Raw genomic sequence first — 18,835 nt, 5'->3', positions numbered from 1 at the left:
AAGTTATATGATAAAAACAAGTTGCTGTTATTACAGTTTACCAGCCAATAAGTTCGAAACAGAAAACCACCAAAAGGTGGTTTTTTTATGGCTTAAGCAAAACGATTATTTAAGTATTCAATAATTGCCGATGACTCATATAGCCAGGTCACGTTATTGCTTTCCTCAATACGTAAACAAGGTACCTGTACTTTTCCCGCTTCGTTTTGCAATACTTGTTTATTATCTGCGTGCTTGGCATCTACTGTCGAAATATTTAAACCTTGGCGACGTACAGCCCGACGTACTTTTACACAAAATGGGCAGGCTTTATATTGATATAGTTGTAATGATTTTGACTGTAAATCAATTTTTATCTGCTCGTGTATTTCGCGTTTACGTTTTTTCGGGGTGAAGATAAAATTCAGTAATAAAATAAATCGACCTAAAATCCAGCGGATAATAAACATCTAGCGCTCCTGTGTTGTTATCAAATTGTTAAATCGCTGGCAGTTTAACTGAACAATCGCGATCATTAAAGGTAAGATAGTTTCATTCAATAAAAATAGAGAATACAAATGAGTAACCTGGCATCACCCTGTGTACGTAACTGCTGCCTCAATAAGGAGGATATTTGTATAGGTTGTTTTCGGAGTTTGACTGAAATTATGCAGTGGGGGAAAGCAGATGACCATTTTAAGTTACAGGTTTTATCCTCTGTTAAGCAGCGCAAAAAAGAGCATCAAGAAAGCAGGGTAATTCAGCAGAAAAGAAGATAAGGCTGCATCTTTTATCGAACAAAACTTGACGATTAGGGACATAAACAATGGATAAAAGCATTTCTATTTTAGGCAGTGGCTGGTTGGGTAGCAGGTTACCTGCGTTATTTGTAAGGCAAGGTAACAAGGTTAATATTTCCACTCGCTCAGCAGAGAAGTTAAGGCAGTTAAAGGCCGTTAATGTTTCTGTTTATCTGCTTGATATAGAAAGATTAGCAGACAATATTCAGGATTTTTTAAATGCGCAACTACTGATCATTAATATCACCAGTAAAAATTTAATTGCATTTAAAAACCTGATAAAAGAGATAGAAAAATCTCCGATTGAGAAGATTATCTTTGTCAGTTCGACCTCAGTTTATCCTTCTGATAATGGATTATGCCAGGAGTCAGATAGGTTAGATTATTTGTCACATCCATTATTACAGATAGAAAAAATATTCAGTGATAATAAGCACTTTCAAACAACCATTTTACGTTTTGCTGGTTTGATTGGACCTAAACGTCATCCAGGGCGCTTTTTTAGTTCAGGTAAAAAAATGCGCGATCCACAAGCACGCGTTAATTTAATCCACCTTGATGATTGTATAAATATTATTAATCGCATTGTCGAAAAGCAGGGTTGGGGACAACTGTTTAATGCTTGTGCGGATTCGCATCCCAGCAAACAGGCCTATTACACCAAGAGCGCGTTATCATTGGGCAACAATGCACCTGAATTTTTAAATACAGAAATAGCGAGCAATAAAGTGGTGTGTAATAACAAGCTAAAAGAGCGCTTAGATTATCAATTTATTTATCCGGATCTCGATCAGATCCCTTGGTAATAAGATGCACCAGACTACTTGCCCATATTAGCTATAAAGGCCTGTACTTTATCCAGTTCAAACTGATTAAATACCTGAATGCCATGGGCGCGTAACAGTTGTGTGGTTAAACCCTGTCCGTCGATTAAGCTGCGCTCAAAGCGACCATTATAAATCTGCGAGCTGCCGCAGGATGGACTTTTTTCGGTTAAGATCGCGACTTTAATATTAAACTTCAAAGCTAATGCCAGTGTATGCTCGGCACCCTTTTTAAAAGCATCTGTCACATCCTCTCCATATTGGGTTTTTATTAAGCCATCCTGCTGAATTTCTGCCGCGGGACGTGGTGTTGCTAAACCGCCGCAAACTTCAGGGCAACTGCTCAGTAACCAGCCTTGTGCTAACCAGCTATCGATCAATTTATGATTGAGCTTATTTATCTTGCCGTCATATCTAACGCGTTCACCTAATAAACAGGCGCTAATAAGAATTTTGTATTGTTGAATCTGCTCTTTTACTTCAGACAATTTGCTTTCCTAACTAATTATTTTCTATGAACTTTAGCACAAACAATACCCTTAAATAAATCATGGTGATTGTTAAATGGCGTCAATGTTTGTGTGGTTATTGTTAATCAAGTCGCTACTCACTAGTGGGTATATTGCGGGTTTGTTAGTGAATTTGTAAGCATAATGTAGCGCGCTTTGATATTGTTCAATTTTTTTTTGTCGGAGTTGGTTAGTCTGCACCCGATTAAAATTTATTTAATGACTGAGGAATCTATGAACAAACAAAAATTAGTGATCATTGGTAACGGCATGGTAGGGCATCGCTTTATCGAAGATTTTGTGGATAAAGCAGACTTGGATAAATTTGAAATCACCGCTTTTTGTGAAGAGCCTCGTGTTGCTTATGATCGAGTTCACCTCTCCTCATATTTCTCGCATCATACTGCCGATGAGCTTTCATTAGTAAAAGAAGGTTTCTACGCAAAACATAATATTGAAGTCCTGATTGGTGAGCGCGCTTTAACCATTAACCGCCATGAAAAAGTGATCCACTCGCAAACCGGTCGCGCGGTTTATTACGACAAATTAATTATGGCAACAGGGTCATATCCATGGGTGCCGGCAATCAAAGGTAATGAAAGCAAAGATTGTTTTGTCTACCGCACGATTGAAGACCTTAACGCTATTGAGGCCACTGCACGTCGTAGTAAAAAAGGTGTGGTTGTCGGTGGAGGCTTGCTGGGTTTAGAAGCAGCTGGCGCGTTAAAAGCACTGGGTGTGGAAACGCATGTTATCGAGTTTGCACCGGTATTAATGGCAGAGCAACTGGATTTTCAAGGCGGACAGATGCTGCGCCAAAAAATCGAAAGTATTGGTGTAAACGTTCACACAGGTAAAAATACCCAAGAGATAATCGCATCCGGTGAAACTGCGCGTAATACTATGAAGTTTGCTGATGGCTCGCAGTTAGAAGTCGATTTTATTGTTTTCTCAACGGGTATTCGTCCACAAGATAAATTAGCTAAACAGTGTGGTTTAGCAACAGCTCGTCGTGGTGGTATTACCATTAACAATCAGTGTAAAACATCAGATCCTGATGTTTATGCGATTGGTGAGTGTGCGTCTTGGAATGAAAAATTCTTCGGTTTAGTAGCTCCCGGCTACAACATGGCAAAAGTCGTCGCAGATGACATTCTGTGCAGAGAAAACGAATTCACTGGCGCTGATATGAGCGCTAAATTAAAACTGTTAGGTGTTGATGTCGGCAGTATCGGCGATGCAAATGGTCGCACGCCAAACTGTAAAAGTTATGTCTATCTTGATGAAAACAGCTCTACCTACAAACGTATTATTGTTTCTGAAGATGGTAAATCACTATTAGGCGCAGTATTAGTTGGTGATACAGAAAGCTACAGCAATTTATTACAATATACGCTTAATGATATCGAGTTACCAAAACACCCTGATTCATTGATTTTGCCAGAACACGCCGGTTGTGGTGATGCTGGCTTAGGTGTGGATGCGTTGCCGGATAGCGCGCAGGTTTGTTCCTGTTTTGATGTTAAGAAAAGTGATATTGCCGATGCCGTGTCGGCAGGGCATAGCACTATTGGCGCAATTAAAATGGAAACGGGCGCGGGTACCGGTTGTGGTGGTTGCATTCCCTTAATAACACAAGTTTTAAATGCAGAGCTGACCAAGCAGGGTGTGGAAGTTAAAAACCATATTTGTGACCATTTTGAATATTCTCGCCAGGAGTTATTCCACCTGATCCGTATCGAAGGTATTAAAACCTTTACCGCGTTACTGGAAAAATACGGTAAAGGTTACGGCTGTGAAGTGTGTAAACCAACAGTTGGCTCTATTTTAGCGTCTTGCTGGAGTGATTATGTTTTATCAAGCGATAATAACGGCCTGCAGGATACCAACGATATTTTCCTCGGAAATATGCAAAAAGATGGTACCTACTCTGTTATTCCGCGTATGGCGGGAGGAGAAGTAACTCCTAAAGGGTTAGCGGCTGTGGCAAGTGTAGCGGAACAATATGAGCTTTATACCAAAATTACCGGTGCACAGCGGATCGGTCTGTTTGGCGCGCATAAGAGCGATCTGCCAGATATATGGAAGCAGCTAATAGCTGCTGGATTTGAAACGGGGCAAGCCTATGCAAAAGCTCTACGTATGGTGAAAACCTGTGTCGGCAGCACCTGGTGCCGTTTCGGTGTGCAGGACAGTGTTGGCCTGGGTGTTGAACTGGAAAACCGCTACAAAGGGTTACGCACTCCACACAAAATGAAATTTGGTGTGTCGGGCTGTACGCGTGAGTGTGCCGAAGCACAGGGTAAAGATGTCGGTATTATCGCAACCGATTCCGGTTGGAACCTATATGTATGTGGTAACGGCGGTATGAAACCACAGCATGCAGAGTTATTAGCCTCAGATCTCGATAAACAAACCTTAGTTAAATACTTAGACCGTTTCATGATGTTCTATGTGCGCACTGCGGATAAATTAACCCGTACTTCGGTTTGGTTACAAAATCTAAGCGGCGGCATTGATTACCTTAAAGAAGTGATTGTAGATAACAAACTGGGAATCAATAAGCAGCTTGAAAGTGATATGGCTGATGCGATTGCTAGCTATCAATGTGAGTGGACAGCAACACTTTCCGATCAAGCACAGCTACAACATTTTACGCACTTTATTAACAGTGACAAACAAGATGATAACGTCGTATTTACCCCTGAACGCGGTCAAAAACGTCCTGCATTTTTTGATGAAAAAGCCCCTGTATATAAAATCGAGTTGGAGCAAGTGTAATGAGTAAATGGACCCAAGTATGTGAATTAAAAAGTATTTTTCCTGCAACTGGTGTTTGTGCGCTGGTTGAGGGTAAGCAAGTTGCAGTTTTCCGTCCAAGTGAAGAGAGCCAGGTTTATGCGATTAATAATATGGACCCGTTTGCGCGTGCAAATGTTTTATCGCGCGGTTTGATTTGTCAGCATCAGGAGCAATTATGGGTGGCATCTCCGCTTAAAAAGCAGCGTTTTAACTTGCTTGATGGTTCATGTTTAGAAAATACAGAGGTAAATGTTGAAGCTTATAAAGCACGTGTCACAGATGGCTTTGTTGAAGTGCACCTGTAGAAACTAATTTATTTTAAACTTTAAGGAAGAAAGAAAATGTACGCAGATAGTATTACAAAATGTTCGGCAACCGCGGCGCGTATCGTCAAATTTGCACAAACAGATAAATTGGGATTTTGGGTAAGTTCAGCAATGGCTGGTGCTTATGTTGGTATGGGCATTATCCTCATCTTCACGTTAGGTAACATTGTTGATCCATCAATCCGTGCAATCGTAATGGGAAGCTTTTTTGGTATCGCATTAACCTTAGTTATCATTGCGGGTTCTGAGTTGTTTACCGGGCATTCGATGTTTTTGACCTTTGGTGCATTAACGAAACAGATAACATGGAGCGACAAATTTAAAGTCTTACCGCAGACATGGCTGGGTAACCTGCTTGGTTGTATCCTGCTTGCTGCGATCTTTTCTTATGCTGGTGGCGGTAAACTGCTTGGTTTTGAAGATAGCTTGCTGCACAAAGTTGCTCTAGCGAAAACAACAGCGCCAACCATGGTTCTGTTTGCTAAAGGTATCTTATGTAACTGGTTAGTTTGTTTGGCGATCTGGATGTGTGTACGTACAGAAGGTACAGGTAAATTTATCGCTATCTGGTGGTGTCTTGCAGCCTTTATTGCCTGCGGTTATGAGCACAGTATCGCCAATATGACTATCTTTGCACTGTCTTGGTTTGGCGAGTCAAAAGAAGCGTTCACACTGGCAGGTATTGGTCATAACTTATTATGGGTATCTTTAGGCAACTTAGTAAGTGGTGGTCTATTTATGGGCTTTGGTTACTGGTTATCTACGCCGAAAGCCGAGCGCCCTGACTTATCAGCACAAGCTGCGGTACAAGAGCCTGTTGAAGCACCATTAGTAAGCCGCACTGCAGGTTAATTTAAAACCGCAAACAATAGATACAAAAAAGGCGCCATGGATATTCTCCATGGCGCCTTTTTATTAGTTTAGACTTAAGCTAACGAAGAAGCCTGCATATCATTAAATAACCAGACCATATAGCTGATATAACCTGCTAATAACAAAGCACCTTCAAATCTTCCGAGCAGGGCGGTTTTACTCTTGCGCCATGCGATTGAGAAGATCATCAGTGCGATGGTTAAACCGATCATTACCGGGTAATCACGTGTTAATACCTCAATATCAAACTTGTCCGGATGAATTAAACCAGGTAACGCCATTACTCCTAAGATATTAAAGATATTGGAGCCGATAATATTACCAACCGCTAAATCAAACTCTTTCTTACGCGCAGCTGCAATAGTAGCCGCCAGCTCAGGTAAACTGGTACCGATTGCGACAATGGTCAGACCAATTATCAGGTCGCTGACGCCAAAGTATTCCGCAACTTCAACTGCGCCCCAAACCAAAATACGCGATGAAACGATAAGTACAACAATGCCGATCACTAACCATTTTAGCGCTTCGCCTTTGCTTACTTCTTCCGGCATCTCATCTAAAATTTCCTGCGGCAGCGTATCCTCACCGTGGCTTTTAGCTTCATAAACCGTGAAGGCCAGCATGGCAAACATCATGATCAATAAAACTAAACCATTAATAAAGCTAAGATGCTGATCCCACAGTAAAAAGTAGCTAAGTCCAATAATAGCCAGCAATACCGGCATTTCACGTTTGAGCAGTTTAGAGTGAATCTGCAGAGGATAAAACAGTGCTGTCAGACCGAGCATTAAACCGACATTGGTAATGTTTGAACCGATCGCATTACCAATTGATAAACCTGTTTTTCCTTCCGAGGCCGCCATAGCCGATACCAGCATCTCAGGAGCAGAAGTTCCTAAACCAACAATCACCACACCGACAATCAGAGGGGATATTGAAAAACTGCGTGCAGTATTTGATGCCCCTAAAACAAATTTATCAGCGCTCCAGATAAGCAAAGCAAAGCCGATAACAATCGTTAAGGCGGGTAATAATAAGCTCATCACAACAAGTTAACTCCATATTTATTGAATATAAAAAAACGCCGAGCATTTGCATGATCGGCGTTTCTTAAAATACTTTAGTCAGGTCGGTTATTATATTAACCGCGCCCTTCTGCAATCGCCGCAACAGCAGCTAATTCAGCAGCTTGTTTTTCATGCTTCTCTTGACGATCTTGAATATCCATCAGCTCATTAGTGATTAAATTTTCTTCAATTTCACGTAAAGCGATAACTGTAGGTTTATCATTTTCAGGCTCAACTAAAGGTGTTTTACCTTGAGTAGCAAGCTGGCGAGCTCGACGAGATGCCATTAAGATAAGATCAAAACGATTACCAACTACATTTACTGCATCTTCAACGGTTACACGTGCCATTGTTGAACTCCAAAAAGTTAATTACACAAAAAAGGGCGCTTATTATATGTGCTAAATGTGATTTGATCCAGAAACTTCGTATTAAGACTGTTGTTCAAGCAATTCTTTAATGGTTGCCTGATGCTTGATAGCCTGTTTATCCTGCGCATTTCGCAGTGATTTAACAATAGCAGAAAACTCTTGAGTTGCTACTTCAAAATCATCATTAACAATCAGATAATCATACTCATTATAATGCGATATTTCCGATTGAGCCTGTGCCATACGTTTTGCGATAATCTCCTTGCTGTCCTGACCGCGCTTATTCAGACGCGACTCTAATTCCGCACGGCTTGGCGGTAGAATAAAAATACCTTTTGCCTGCGGCATCATTTCTCGTACTTGACGTGCACCTTGCCAGTCGATATCCAGGAATACATCGATACCTTGTGCTAATGCTTGTTCAATAGTTACACGTGAGGTGCCGTAATAGTTACCAAATACTTCTGCCCATTCGAAAAAGGCATTTTCTTCAATTAACTGTTTAAAGTTATCCACATCCACAAAATGGTAATGTTCGCCATTATTTTCACCAACGCGTGGTGCGCGAGTGGTATGAGATACTGAAACTTGTACCGTCCAATCTCTTTTTTCTGCTAAAAGAGCATTGATAAGGCTAGATTTTCCTGCGCCACTTGGGGCCGATACGATATAAAGCGTGCCAACTTGGGACATAAATAATGATTCCTGAAATATTAATTGCTTCTATCAGATGCTAATGTTGTCTATTTATTGAGCGCCTGATTTTTTGTAGTCGCGGATTATCCCCTATTTTTATAGTGATGTCTTTTTAATCGCAGAAATAAATTAATTTAAGACTAATCGATGTTTTGTGACTTCAGTTTTAAGTTGTTTTACAACGTTGTTTTCGATTGTAGAAATTAATCGTCAAAAGGGAGACTGATTAGTCTCCCTTTTGATTAGAGTTTAGTTTCGAGTCGTTTTAGGCGAGTTTTTCAGAAAGTTAGGCAGTTTCAGCAGTACTAATAGCAGTAACCACAGTGGATGCATTGCCCCGCCTCCGCCAAAGCTTGGTTTAGGCGTACTGAACATAGGTTGTTTCCGATCTGCACGGTTATCAGCTAGCGGCTGTTGTTTTTTCTGCTGCTGGGCTGTCCGCTCTTTTGCAACTCGTTGTTTGTTGGTTTGTTTAATTGCAAGCTGCTCAAAGATCTGTTCTTCCAGCACTAATAAAGAGGTGTAATTAGTTACTAAACCGTATTCGATCGCGAGATCCTGAATTGCTTGTTTGTTGTCGGCAGACTCACCCAGGTAGTTCATTTCCTCTTCTAACTGTTTGATCTTGCTGTATGCCCATAAGCGTTCAAGCTCAGGATGTAATGTCTGTCCGTTATTAAAATCAATATCAGTTTTATAACTGACTTTCCGGCCGTTTACTTTACCTGTAAGTTCAACTTTAGCCGTCCCCTGTCCGTAGTAATGACCAAAGAAGGTCAGCTGCTGACCGCGGTATACTGTATTGAAATCTTCATGGCTTAATTCACTGATTGTGATGCCGTCAATATTTAATTTAATATCACGCATCGCCTGGTGAGTCATTTTGCTGGTGGCTAACATCACCTGCCCCATCAGATCATCGGAGTTAGAAACTGCAGCGTAAAAACCATTAGAGATATTACTCATACCCTCTAATAATGGTCGATTGGCGCTGTTCCCCATAATAAATGAATATAAGCGCACATCTTTTTTGTCCAGTAATTTCAAGAAGGCTTTTTGTTCGGTAACACCGATATTAGCCACTCCGTCACTGACTAATACAATTGCACTGGCCCTGTCGGCATCTAGTTTTCTAATGGCTTTTTCGATACCGGAATAAAGGTTGGTACCACCGCTCACACCAGCAGCCTGCAGTTTATTCAGACTGTGTTCTACATTCTCGGCTGTGACTGGCTGATAACCCGATGTGATATCCTGCGCCTGATTGTTAAAGGTAATAATTCTGAAGCGATCATTCGTCGGTAATTTAGCAAGTGCCTGACGTACCCCTTCGATTAATGTCTCGTATTTACCGGCCATTGAGCCGGATTTATCCAGTACAAAAATCCAGTCTCGCTGCCCCTGGTTTAAAGCCAAGTCGTCACCTGGTGTTAAGGTAAGTTTAAAGGTACCTTTCTTTTTACCCTGTTCACGATAACTGATTAAATCGACACTGCCGGGTAAATCAGGTTTATGGCGCCAGTAAACTAAAATATCTTTGTTCAGTTTTACGCTGTTTTCAGGCGCTGCACTTAAACTATCCTGCTCACTGCTGGTGTTATTGCCGATAGAAATCTGCCATTGCTGATCATCTATCTGAGTGAACTGCGCGTCAGGATGAGCCGGCAAACGTACGCCGTCTAAGGGATAACTTGAGCGAATATCCATGGTAAAAGAAAAACGCTCCTGTACCGTCTCATTTCGAGTCCAGAAACTATTTCTAGCCTCGTCTACACCACCTTCCTCAAGCGGATAAACATAACGGCCTAACCCGGTATCGATCTGTTCCTGCTGCAGATAAACCAGGCGGATTTTTACCTGATCCTGGGGGGCTATCGGAAAGACCCTTACATCAAAGGTTTTATAGCTGTCCTGCTCCACAAGTGCGGTGTTATTACCGGCTTCTTTCTGCTGCTGATAAATCTGTTTTGCCAGCTCTTTTTCTACGACTTCTGCGGTTATCGCCTGACCGTTAATCCAATAGGTAAATTCACCCACAGCAGCGCCTTCCGGTACGGGGAAGGAATAAAACGCTTCAAGTTCCTGCTGATTAGGGTTAAAAAATGTCTGTTCCACTTCGGTGCGGGAATAACCGTCCTGAACTATCACATGAACGTCATGTGTTTTGATTTGTAAATCCCGGTAGCCCGCATTACCGGGTTTTAATAATCCGGCACTAAAACTAACCGTGCTGGCTAATAATAACGTGCAGAATGTAAAACCTGCTTTCCAGTTTGAAATTCTCATACCTTTCTCCATTCGCTGTTAAAGACAGGTAAGTTATAAGCAGGTATTGGTATAAGGTAAACTGCAAATGAAAAGGTAGCAATATATGACACCAAAGAGGCCGGTTTATAAGCTGATTTGCTGAGGTTATGTTTTTTTACGGATCTCATCAAACAAACTGGAATCCCATTGCCGTAATGCCAGCACCATAGTTGTGCCGTTTTTTTGATTCATTTTTAACGAAGCGTCTTCATTTCTGCATTCGGCAAAATTACGGCTTAATTTCTGCATCTGTTTTTGAATCTCTGCATTGCTGCTTAACGACAATAATCCGTTAATCACGATTAATTTTTCTGTGGGTTGTTTGAAGTGACTGTTAAAAAACTCTTCCTGAACCCGTTTTAAAAAGAAGCGTTGAATGGGGCCGTCGGCTAACCAGGAAAAGTTAGTACTTATTTTAAGTTTGAAACGATTACCGGGTAATAACTCAATAATTTTCAGCTTGTCTAATTTCGCCAGTTTTTGAATACATTCCAGCTCTGTTAGCGAATATTCCTGCAGCAGCTCATCAAAAGTAAAACCGTTAATTACGCAGACAGTGAGAAGTAACAGCAATAAATCATCGGCAATTTCCTGCTCCTGTAATAAGGTCAAATTATCAATTTTTTTATGTTCGATGGTCATCGATAGCACCAGATCAGCAAGCGGTAATTCTATCAAATTACAGATCGACTCTAATCTCGTCAGGCTGATATTTCCTTCACTAAACAATCGCTTAACAGAGGCTTGGCTAAGGTTTAAATGTTTAGCAACATCAGTATAGGTTTTTCCATGGGCTTTTAATTGTGCTTTTAAGGCTGTGATTAAGATTTTAGTTTGCGACATATTGAAACCAATAATTTAAATAGGTATTAAAATGTAATACCTTTTGGTGCGAGTAGATAGACTTGAATAATAATAGTTGCAGCATTTTTGAAGCCCATCATAATCCTTCTTAATCTAATGGTTATACCCAAGCAAAGGAGTTTAAAAATGGATAAGTTAGCCAAGATAAGAGGTGCATGGCCCTATATAATGGCCGTTTTCTTAAATGCATTTGTCGATTTAGGGCATAAAATAATTATTCAAAATACCATTTTCAAAGCATATGACGGGCAGCAACAGGTACTCCTCACGGCATTGGTTAATGGACTCATCTTACTGCCGTTTATTTTACTGCTCACGCCAGCGGGTTTTATTTCTGATAAATACCCTAAAAACAGAGTGATTAGAATCAGTGCCTGGATGGCCGTTGTTATCACCTTGGCTATCACGCTTTGTTATTATCTGGGATTATTTTGGTTGGCCTTTGCCATGACCTTTTTATTAGCGGTGCAGTCAGCGTTTTATTCACCGGCTAAATTTGGTTATATCAAACCTCTCTTTGGTCGAGAAAAATTAGCGCAAGCAAATGCCTTGGTGCAGTCGGTTTCCATCATCGCTATTTTGGCGGGAACCTTAGTTTATTCGTTATTATTTGAATCTTTTTATCTGCCTGAATCCACAACGCCGGCGCAAATATTACAGTCAATGGCACCGCTTGCTTGGCTATTGGTTATCAATTCCATCATTGAATTAGCCATGGCATACCGTTTACCAAATCTGGAAAAAGCTGCAACAGAAAAACGATTTGATTGGAAAAAATATCGCACTGGCGCTTATGTGAAAGAGAGTTTGAATCCGCTTGTAACGCGCCGTGTTATTCGCCTTGCAATTATTGGTCTGGCGATGTTCTGGTCGATTGGGCAAATGTTATTAGCCAGTTTTCCTGCCTATGCCAAAGCCAATTTCTCAGTCACTAATACGCTAATTATTCAAGCAACCATTGCCGCTTCTGGAGTCGGTATTGCGCTTGGTTCATGGCTAGCGGGTCGTTGGTCAAAAGATCATATCGAAACGGGGTTAATTCCTATTGGTGCTAGCGGATTGGCTATCGCGCTATGGTTTTTGCCATTGATGGATTCCTCTCTTACCCAAGCTCTCTGTTTTTTAGCAGTCGGAATAATGGGCGGTCTTTTTATTGTTCCCTTGAATGCGCTGATTCAATTTCATGCAGCAAGTGATGAGATGGGCAAGGTATTAGCCGTTAATAACTGGGTGCAAAATGTTAGCATGGCTAGCTTTTTAGTGATAACGGCATGTTTCGCATATTATGGTTTTGACAGTTATTTTTTACTTACCTTTACCGCCATGGTGGCAATTGCGGGTGGACTTTATACCATCTACAAACTGCCGCAAAGTTTAGTGCGTATTGTATTGGCCTGGTCTATTTCTCGTCGTTATAAAGTCTCTGTTCAAGGTATGCAGCACATTCCCGAAAAAGGTGGCGTGCTGCTACTGGGTAATCATGTTAGTTGGGTTGATTGGGCTGTGTTACAAATAGCCAGTCCCCGTCCTGTACGTTTTGTTATGGACAAAAAAATATTTTCGCGTTGGTACTTATGTTGGTTTTTTAAAGCATTAGGCTGTATCCCGATTGAATCTGCATCAAGCAAGCGCTCATTAGTACAAATTGCAGCAGCGTTAGATAAAGGTGAAGTGGTGGCTTTATTTCCTGAGGGTGCAATTAGTCGTAATGGCCACCTTGGCGAATTTAAAAGTGGTTTTGAATTAGCCTGTAGAAAAACCGAGCAACCGCTAGCTATTGTGCCTTTTTATATCCGTGGTTTATGGGGCAGTAAATTCAGTCGTTCTTCAGATAATTTAAAAGATGTGCGTAGGCAGGGACTATTTCGCGATCTGGTGGTCGCTTTTGGCGAGCAGATGCTCAAAACAAGCCAAACTGAGCAAGTAAAACAGCGTGTTTTTGATCTGTCCGTGCAGTCTTGGAAGCAACATGCAGGAGATTTAGCGGATATCGGTAGCGCTTGGGTCGATACGGTAAAACGTGTGGCAACGCAGCAGGCAATAACAGATAGCACAGGAAAAAATTTATCGGCTCAGAAAGTTTTAGTTGGGGCTATTAGCTTAAGTAAACAGATTAAAAATAACAATAAAAGCCAAAATGTCGGCTTATTACTACCGACCAGTGCGGGCGGCGTTATTGCCAATATGGCGACGATCCTTGCGGGTAAAACCATTGTAAATTTAAATTATACGGCCAGCCAAGATGCACTAAGTGATGCTATTGAACAAGCGCAGCTGACTCAGGTTTACACTTCAAAACTATTTTTGAAAAAACTGCAAAAACGCGGTGTTGATTTAAGCTCCAGCCTAGAAAAGGTCGAGCTGATTTACTTAGAAGACGCGTTAAAACAGATCAAAAAAAGCCAGCAAATAATGCGTCTATTGTTGGTTAAATTATTACCCGCATCGCTATTGAAATTACTCTACGTGAGCAAAGTTGACAATGAGCAAGTAGCAGCCATTTTATTCTCCAGCGGTAGTGAAGGTTCTCCGAAAGGGGTAATGTTAAGCCATACCAACATTATGGCCAATCTACAGCAGGTATCAGATGTTTTAAATACGCAAGCCAATGATGTGATAATGGGCTCGTTGCCGTTATTTCATGCCTTTGGCTTAACGGTGACACAGTTCTTACCCTTGATAGAAGGGATACCTTTAGTCTGCCATGCCGATCCCACTGATGCGCCGGGGATTGGTCAAGCGGTAGCAAAACATGATGTCACCATCATGTGTGGAACATCGACCTTTTTCCGTTTGTATACAAAGAATAAAAAGCTCAATTCATTAATGTTTGATTCATTGCGCATTGTTGTTGCGGGAGCGGAAAAACTTCATCCTCAAGTTAAAAGTGCTTTTGAAAGTAAATTTAACAAATCAATTTTAGAAGGTTATGGCACCACAGAAACTACGCCCGTTGCCAGTGTTAATATGCCCGATAAGCTGGATAAAAAAACGTGGCAAGTTCAGGTTGGCGGCAAAGAGGGCACTGTGGGAATGCCATTGCCCGGCACCAGTTTTAAAATCGTCGATCCGGATAGTTTTGAGGAATTAGCAACCGGCGAAGCTGGATTAGTTTTGATTGGTGGCGCGCAAATTATGCTCGGTTATCTCAATAACCCAGAAAAAACCGCACAAGTGATTAAAGAGATAAATGGCGAGCGCTGGTATCTTTCTGGTGATAAAGGCAAGTTAGACAGTGACGGCTTTTTAACGATTTTAGATCGCTATTCGCGTTTCGCCAAGCTTGGAGGGGAAATGATCAGTTTAAGCGCCATAGAGCAAGCCGTACTTAAAGATCAGCCGGATGATATCGAAGCCGTTGCTGTTGCCGTTGAAGATCCTCAAAAAGGTGAGAGCATTATTTTATTACACCAGGGTAAATTGGATAGTAGTGAGATTAAAAAAAGCATGCTTGCCAGTGGTTGCAATCCATTAATGATCCCGAAACGTTGGTATCAAGTTGAAGAGATTCCCAAGCTAGGTGCAGGAAAAACCGATTTTAGCAAAGCGAAAAAATTGGCCTTGCAACAGCATTAATCTTGGTGACTCACTAGGGCGTATTCCGGGAGGATGATATGGATAATTATTTTGCAGCAACAGCAAAAAACGAATCGGTCATTTTATTACATGGCCTAGGAAAAACAGAGCGTTGCATGAAAAAGCTCGGCAATAGTTTAAATAAGCTTGGTTACCATGTTATTAATTGTCGTTATCCATCATTTAAATTTTCAATCGAGGAGTTGGCTGAAAAAACCATTAATGATGCGCTGAGATTATGCCCTAATCAGGCGCGAATTCATTTTGTAACGCACTCGATGGGCGGTATTTTAGTGCGCATCTATTTGCAAAATAAGCTGATTGACAATTTGGGTCGCGTGGTGATGCTCGGCCCACCTAATAAAGGTTCGCAGTTAATTGATCTATTACAAATACAAAAAGTGATCCATCACCCCAAGCTTAGACTGCAAGCCGGATTACAATTAAGTACAGACAATAACAGCGTCCCCAATCGCCTTGGCAAGGCAAATTTTGAATTGGGGATTATTGCAGGAAAACGCAGTGTTAATCCTATTTTATCAATGCTATTACCCGGTAAGAATGATGGCAAAGTCTCGGTTGCAAGCAGTAAATTATACGGCATGAAAGATCATTTAATTATGCCCGTAACCCATCCCTTTATGATGAAAAACAGGAATGTAATTCGTCAAGTTCAATATTTTTTAGAAAATGGCCTGTTTTTGCGTGATGATTTTGCATCTTGAAGTAACATGGGTATATATTTCCAGAGTTGTGGAATGCAGTAGATATACATAGAAAGCCTGTTGTTGCTAATATGTTTCTGTTAATATCGAAATATAAAACAGAGAGGTGAATTTAATGGAAATCGAAATCATTGCTAAAGCATTAAAAGAATTGGGTCATCCGACACGATTAGCAATATTTAAACGTCTAGTGAAATCAGGGCATCAAGGTATTGCGGTAGGCGCTGTGCAGGAAGAGTTAGGCATTCCCGGCTCAACGTTATCACATCATCTGTCAAGCTTAGCTTCGGCTGGTTTGATAACACAACGACGAGAAGGGCGAGTGCTTTTTTGTGTTGCTGAATATGCGCAGTTACAAACTGTTATCGGTTATCTGCAAGATGAGTGCTGTGCGGATGCGCAGGATTAAGAGATAAACAAAGAGGCTGACTTATCGCTTTGTTTGTTTAAGATAAAAATGTTCATCTCTCAAAGAGAGATAAACATTTTAATAACGGCTCATTACTAATTTGAAAAGCTATTCGCAAATGTAAGCATCAGCGCATTACCTGTATCGGTCGCTTCAAATGAACTATTGTCCAATGTTGCTTCGGAATAACCATATTTTAAACCCGCATCCCATTCGCGATTAATCAGATAATTTATCCCTGCTTCAGCATCATTTTCAATAGCAACATCGAATCCAAACATATGAACATACATAAACCAATTTCTTGTCCTTGAGAAAATGATTTTCCATCAATCTTAAAATATTCACTTACAGTGCCAGTATATCTAGTTTCGTTAGGGCTAAATTCCCAGTAGGACTTACCGATTATTTTTAAACTTAAATGATTATCTTTTCAGATGCCAGCTCGTCGATCGAGTCTGCTTTTGTTTTAATTGTAATTTAGTGACTTAAAACAGGATAAAAATAACATTATTGCTGTCGAAACTGCTGTAACGTAGTACATTTATTGTACCGTGTTATTAAAAATAGGAATTGAAAATGCCTTATTTATCAACCCTGTTATTAACTGCCTGCCTGTTTTTTTCTAATCTACTCTTTGCTCAAAATAGCGAAGCTTTTCAAATTATCGAAAAATCTGATCAACAGATGCGTGGAGATTCCAGTTATAGTGAAATTACCATGAATATTATTCGTCCCGATTGGACACGTAGTATGAGCATGAAAAGCTGGACGAAAGGGTTAGATCTGTCGTTAGTGCTGGTTACCGCCCCTGCCAAAGATAAAGGCAGCAGCTCTTTAAAGCGCCAGAAGGAGATGTGGAACTGGATCCCCGCTATTGAACGCGTGGTAAAAATCGCGCCATCAATGCTCGGGCAGTCGTGGATGGGCTCTGATTTCACTAATGATGATCTGATTAACCAATCGTCAATCGTGGTTGATTACGACCATAAAATGGTGAGCAGTGAAGTGATTGATAATGATCCGAGCTGGGTGATTGATGCATTTGCCAAACCCGATGCGCCGGTGGTATGGAGCAAGGTGCGTTTGTGGATATCTAAGGAGAGTTACCTGCAGCGCAAAGTGGAGTTCTATGATGACTTTGATGAATTGATTAATACTATGCAGACCTTTGATATTAAAGAGTTGGGTGGGCGACTAATCGCCGCTCGTATGGAGATGATTCCGGCGGATAAACCGGGTAATAAAACTGAGATGATTACCCATCAAGCGCAATTTAACTTTGCAATCGGCGACGATTTTTTCTCACAAAGCCAAATGAAATCATTACGCGATTAATTAATACCCAAACTATTTAAATGTACAGATTTCTGCCTCTTCAAGTAGTTTGGATATAGATAGGATTATTTATGCTAGTCACACTTGCTTGGCGAAATCTTTGGCGGCAAAAACGCCGTACCATCTTAACCGCATCAGCACTGGCATTAGCTTTGTTACTGTCTTTGTTGATGCGTTGTGTTCAAGAGGGCAGTTATACCGCCAATATTGAAAATGCCGCGCGCTTGTCTACAGGTTTGATTCAATTACAGCATCCTGAATTTGCAGAGAGTCAAAGCATTGATGATCTGCTGCCAGGTGATGATAAATTTATCGAATTTGCCAATCATCATCACAACCTGCAATACGTGATGCCACGTATCGAATCATTTGCCTTAGCGGCCGCTGGCGATAAATCTAAAGGGGTGATGGTATTGGGTGTCGATCCGGATAAAGAGGCTCAATACTCAGGTTTGTCAGATAAATTAATCAGCGGCAGTTACCTGCAGGCAGATGATCAACAGGTTTTGATTGCCGAAGGGCTGGCTGACCATTTAGGTTTAAAGCTTGGCGAGCAAGTGATCCTTTACGGACAAGGTTATCGTGGGCAAACGGCGGCTGGTTTATATACCATCAAAGGTATTTTACATTTCCCTATGCCGCAGTTAAATAATCAGCTTATTTACTTACCTTTACAGCTAGCTCAGGAGTTATATAGCACAGATAGTTTAGTCACAGCATGGGTATTACATAGCGAAGAGCTCTCTTTATTAGAAGAGACGGTTAATGATTTAAAAGCTTTTTATGGTGAAAAGGTTAATGTGCGAGACTGGCAGGACTTATCTCCGGATATGGCGCAGCAAATCTTAATTGACCGCGCCAGCGGTCTGTTTCTGATGTATCTGCTCTATGGCATTGTCGGTTTTGCATTGTTTGCGACACTGTTGATGATGGTTTTAGAGCGTCAGCGTGAGTTTGCTGTGATGTTGGCGACTGGCTTATTACGCATTAAGTTATTAAAACTTATCGCTATTGAATCCACATTTATCGGGTTGTTAGGCATCTGCCTTGGGTTATTGCTGTCATTCCCTATCCTTACCTGGTTATTCTTTAATCCTATCCAGCTCACCGGTGATACCGCGCAGTTAATGCTGGAGATGGGCTATGATCCTATTATTCCGGTGTTATTAGATCCTTGGTTATTCCTGCATCAAGTCGTGGTTGTACTGGGGTTGTTGGCTTTATGTTTAATTTATCCGATGTGGCGACTTTATAGAATGGATCTGGTCAGTGCATTAAAAGGAGGTGCACATGCAGCTTAAACTGGCCTGGCGCAATTTATGGAGAAACAAACTACGCACCAGCATTGTGATTCAGGAGCAGAAGGTGG

Annotated in this window: 18 protein-coding genes; 10 read left to right on the top strand and 8 right to left on the bottom strand. The window is 41.1% G+C overall.

Annotated features, from left to right (window positions below):
- Positions 1-92 precede the first annotated feature (92 nt).
- Complete coding sequence (locus tag AC4GME_RS04295) at positions 93-449, bottom strand: glutathione S-transferase N-terminal domain-containing protein (RefSeq protein WP_490375718.1); 357 nt, start codon at positions 447-449, stop codon at positions 93-95.
- A 108-nt stretch (positions 450-557) separates the two neighbouring features.
- Between AC4GME_RS04295 and AC4GME_RS04290 the strand changes: the two genes are divergently transcribed.
- Together AC4GME_RS04290 and AC4GME_RS04285 are read left to right on the top strand one after the other, a co-directional pair.
- Positions 558-758 carry a DUF1289 domain-containing protein gene (locus AC4GME_RS04290; protein ID WP_490375719.1) on the top strand — a complete coding sequence of 67 codons (201 nt, stop codon included), beginning with the start codon at positions 558-560 and terminating at the stop codon, positions 756-758.
- A gap of 47 nt (positions 759-805) precedes the next feature.
- Positions 806-1,585 carry an NAD(P)H-binding protein gene (locus AC4GME_RS04285; protein ID WP_490375720.1) on the top strand — a complete coding sequence of 260 codons (780 nt, stop codon included), beginning with the start codon at positions 806-808 and terminating at the stop codon, positions 1,583-1,585.
- Positions 1,586-1,599: 14 nt separating this feature from the next.
- Here AC4GME_RS04285 and AC4GME_RS04280 read toward each other — a convergent pair whose 3' ends face one another.
- Positions 1,600-2,091: a 2-thiouracil desulfurase family protein gene (locus AC4GME_RS04280; RefSeq protein WP_490375721.1), complete on the bottom strand. Its 492-nt coding sequence runs from the start codon at positions 2,089-2,091 to the stop codon at positions 1,600-1,602.
- 255 nt (positions 2,092-2,346) lie between these two features.
- Here AC4GME_RS04280 and nirB point away from each other — a divergent pair, with 255 nt between their 5' ends.
- From nirB to nirC, 3 genes are read left to right on the top strand one after another with little or no spacing between them, the layout of a single operon-like run.
- On the top strand, positions 2,347-4,893 hold the full coding sequence (gene nirB / locus AC4GME_RS04275) for a nitrite reductase large subunit NirB (protein WP_490375722.1): 2,547 nt from the start codon (positions 2,347-2,349) through the stop codon (positions 4,891-4,893).
- The gene (gene nirD / locus AC4GME_RS04270) at positions 4,893-5,219 is read left to right on the top strand and encodes a nitrite reductase small subunit NirD (protein WP_490375723.1); all 327 of its coding nucleotides are present in this window, start codon (positions 4,893-4,895) and stop codon (positions 5,217-5,219) included. The genes nirB and nirD overlap by 1 nt, the downstream gene beginning before the upstream one ends.
- Positions 5,220-5,255: 36 nt before the next feature.
- Complete coding sequence (nirC, locus tag AC4GME_RS04265; RefSeq protein ID WP_490375724.1) at positions 5,256-6,092, top strand: nitrite transporter NirC; 837 nt, start codon at positions 5,256-5,258, stop codon at positions 6,090-6,092.
- A 74-nt stretch (positions 6,093-6,166) separates the two neighbouring features.
- Here the strand turns inward: nirC and AC4GME_RS04260 are convergent, their stop codons facing one another.
- The 5 genes from AC4GME_RS04260 to AC4GME_RS04240 all read right to left on the bottom strand — a co-directional run bounded on the left by AC4GME_RS04260 (position 6,167) and on the right by AC4GME_RS04240 (position 11,397).
- A complete protein-coding gene (locus AC4GME_RS04260) occupies positions 6,167-7,156 on the bottom strand; it encodes a calcium/sodium antiporter (RefSeq protein ID WP_490375747.1) in 990 nt (329 codons plus the stop codon).
- Positions 7,157-7,254: 98 nt separating this feature from the next.
- Positions 7,255-7,530, bottom strand: a complete 276-nt coding sequence (rpoZ, locus tag AC4GME_RS04255) for a DNA-directed RNA polymerase subunit omega (RefSeq protein ID WP_113819230.1) — start codon at positions 7,528-7,530, stop codon at positions 7,255-7,257.
- An 81-nt stretch (positions 7,531-7,611) separates the two neighbouring features.
- On the bottom strand, positions 7,612-8,244 hold the full coding sequence (gmk, locus tag AC4GME_RS04250; protein ID WP_490375725.1) for a guanylate kinase: 633 nt from the start codon (positions 8,242-8,244) through the stop codon (positions 7,612-7,614).
- Between the two features lie 252 nt (positions 8,245-8,496).
- Positions 8,497-10,533: a VIT and vWA domain-containing protein gene (locus AC4GME_RS04245; protein WP_490375726.1), complete on the bottom strand. Its 2,037-nt coding sequence runs from the start codon at positions 10,531-10,533 to the stop codon at positions 8,497-8,499.
- A 126-nt stretch (positions 10,534-10,659) separates the two neighbouring features.
- The gene (locus tag AC4GME_RS04240; RefSeq protein WP_490375727.1) at positions 10,660-11,397 is read right to left on the bottom strand and encodes a helix-turn-helix domain-containing protein; all 738 of its coding nucleotides are present in this window, start codon (positions 11,395-11,397) and stop codon (positions 10,660-10,662) included.
- A gap of 147 nt (positions 11,398-11,544) precedes the next feature.
- On the opposite strand from AC4GME_RS04240, the gene AC4GME_RS04235 reads away from it, so the two are divergent.
- The 3 genes from AC4GME_RS04235 to AC4GME_RS04225 all read left to right on the top strand — a co-directional run bounded on the left by AC4GME_RS04235 (position 11,545) and on the right by AC4GME_RS04225 (position 16,128).
- Positions 11,545-14,994: an acyl-[ACP]--phospholipid O-acyltransferase gene (locus AC4GME_RS04235; protein WP_490375728.1), complete on the top strand. Its 3,450-nt coding sequence runs from the start codon at positions 11,545-11,547 to the stop codon at positions 14,992-14,994.
- Between the two features lie 38 nt (positions 14,995-15,032).
- Positions 15,033-15,719 (top strand): esterase/lipase family protein, encoded by a 687-nt coding sequence (locus AC4GME_RS04230; RefSeq protein ID WP_490375729.1) that lies wholly within the window; start codon positions 15,033-15,035, stop codon positions 15,717-15,719.
- Between the two features lie 115 nt (positions 15,720-15,834).
- Positions 15,835-16,128 (top strand): ArsR/SmtB family transcription factor, encoded by a 294-nt coding sequence (locus AC4GME_RS04225; RefSeq protein WP_490375730.1) that lies wholly within the window; start codon positions 15,835-15,837, stop codon positions 16,126-16,128.
- 95 nt (positions 16,129-16,223) lie between these two features.
- Here the strand turns inward: AC4GME_RS04225 and AC4GME_RS04220 are convergent, their stop codons facing one another.
- Complete coding sequence (locus AC4GME_RS04220; RefSeq protein ID WP_490375731.1) at positions 16,224-16,421, bottom strand: hypothetical protein; 198 nt, start codon at positions 16,419-16,421, stop codon at positions 16,224-16,226.
- Positions 16,422-16,707: 286 nt separating this feature from the next.
- Between AC4GME_RS04220 and AC4GME_RS04215 the strand changes: the two genes are divergently transcribed.
- Both AC4GME_RS04215 and AC4GME_RS04210 read left to right on the top strand, forming a co-directional pair.
- Entirely contained in the window at positions 16,708-17,466 is a 759-nt protein-coding gene (locus AC4GME_RS04215) for an outer membrane lipoprotein-sorting protein (RefSeq protein WP_490375732.1), read from the top strand.
- Positions 17,467-17,537: 71 nt separating this feature from the next.
- The gene (locus AC4GME_RS04210) at positions 17,538-18,767 is read left to right on the top strand and encodes an ABC transporter permease (protein WP_490375733.1); all 1,230 of its coding nucleotides are present in this window, start codon (positions 17,538-17,540) and stop codon (positions 18,765-18,767) included.
- The last annotated feature ends 68 nt before the right edge of the window (positions 18,768-18,835 follow it).

Source organism: Psychromonas sp. (genome assembly GCF_983033635.1).
Note: the sequence above shows the minus strand (reverse complement) of the source record. Positions and strands in the feature narration are given on the sequence as shown.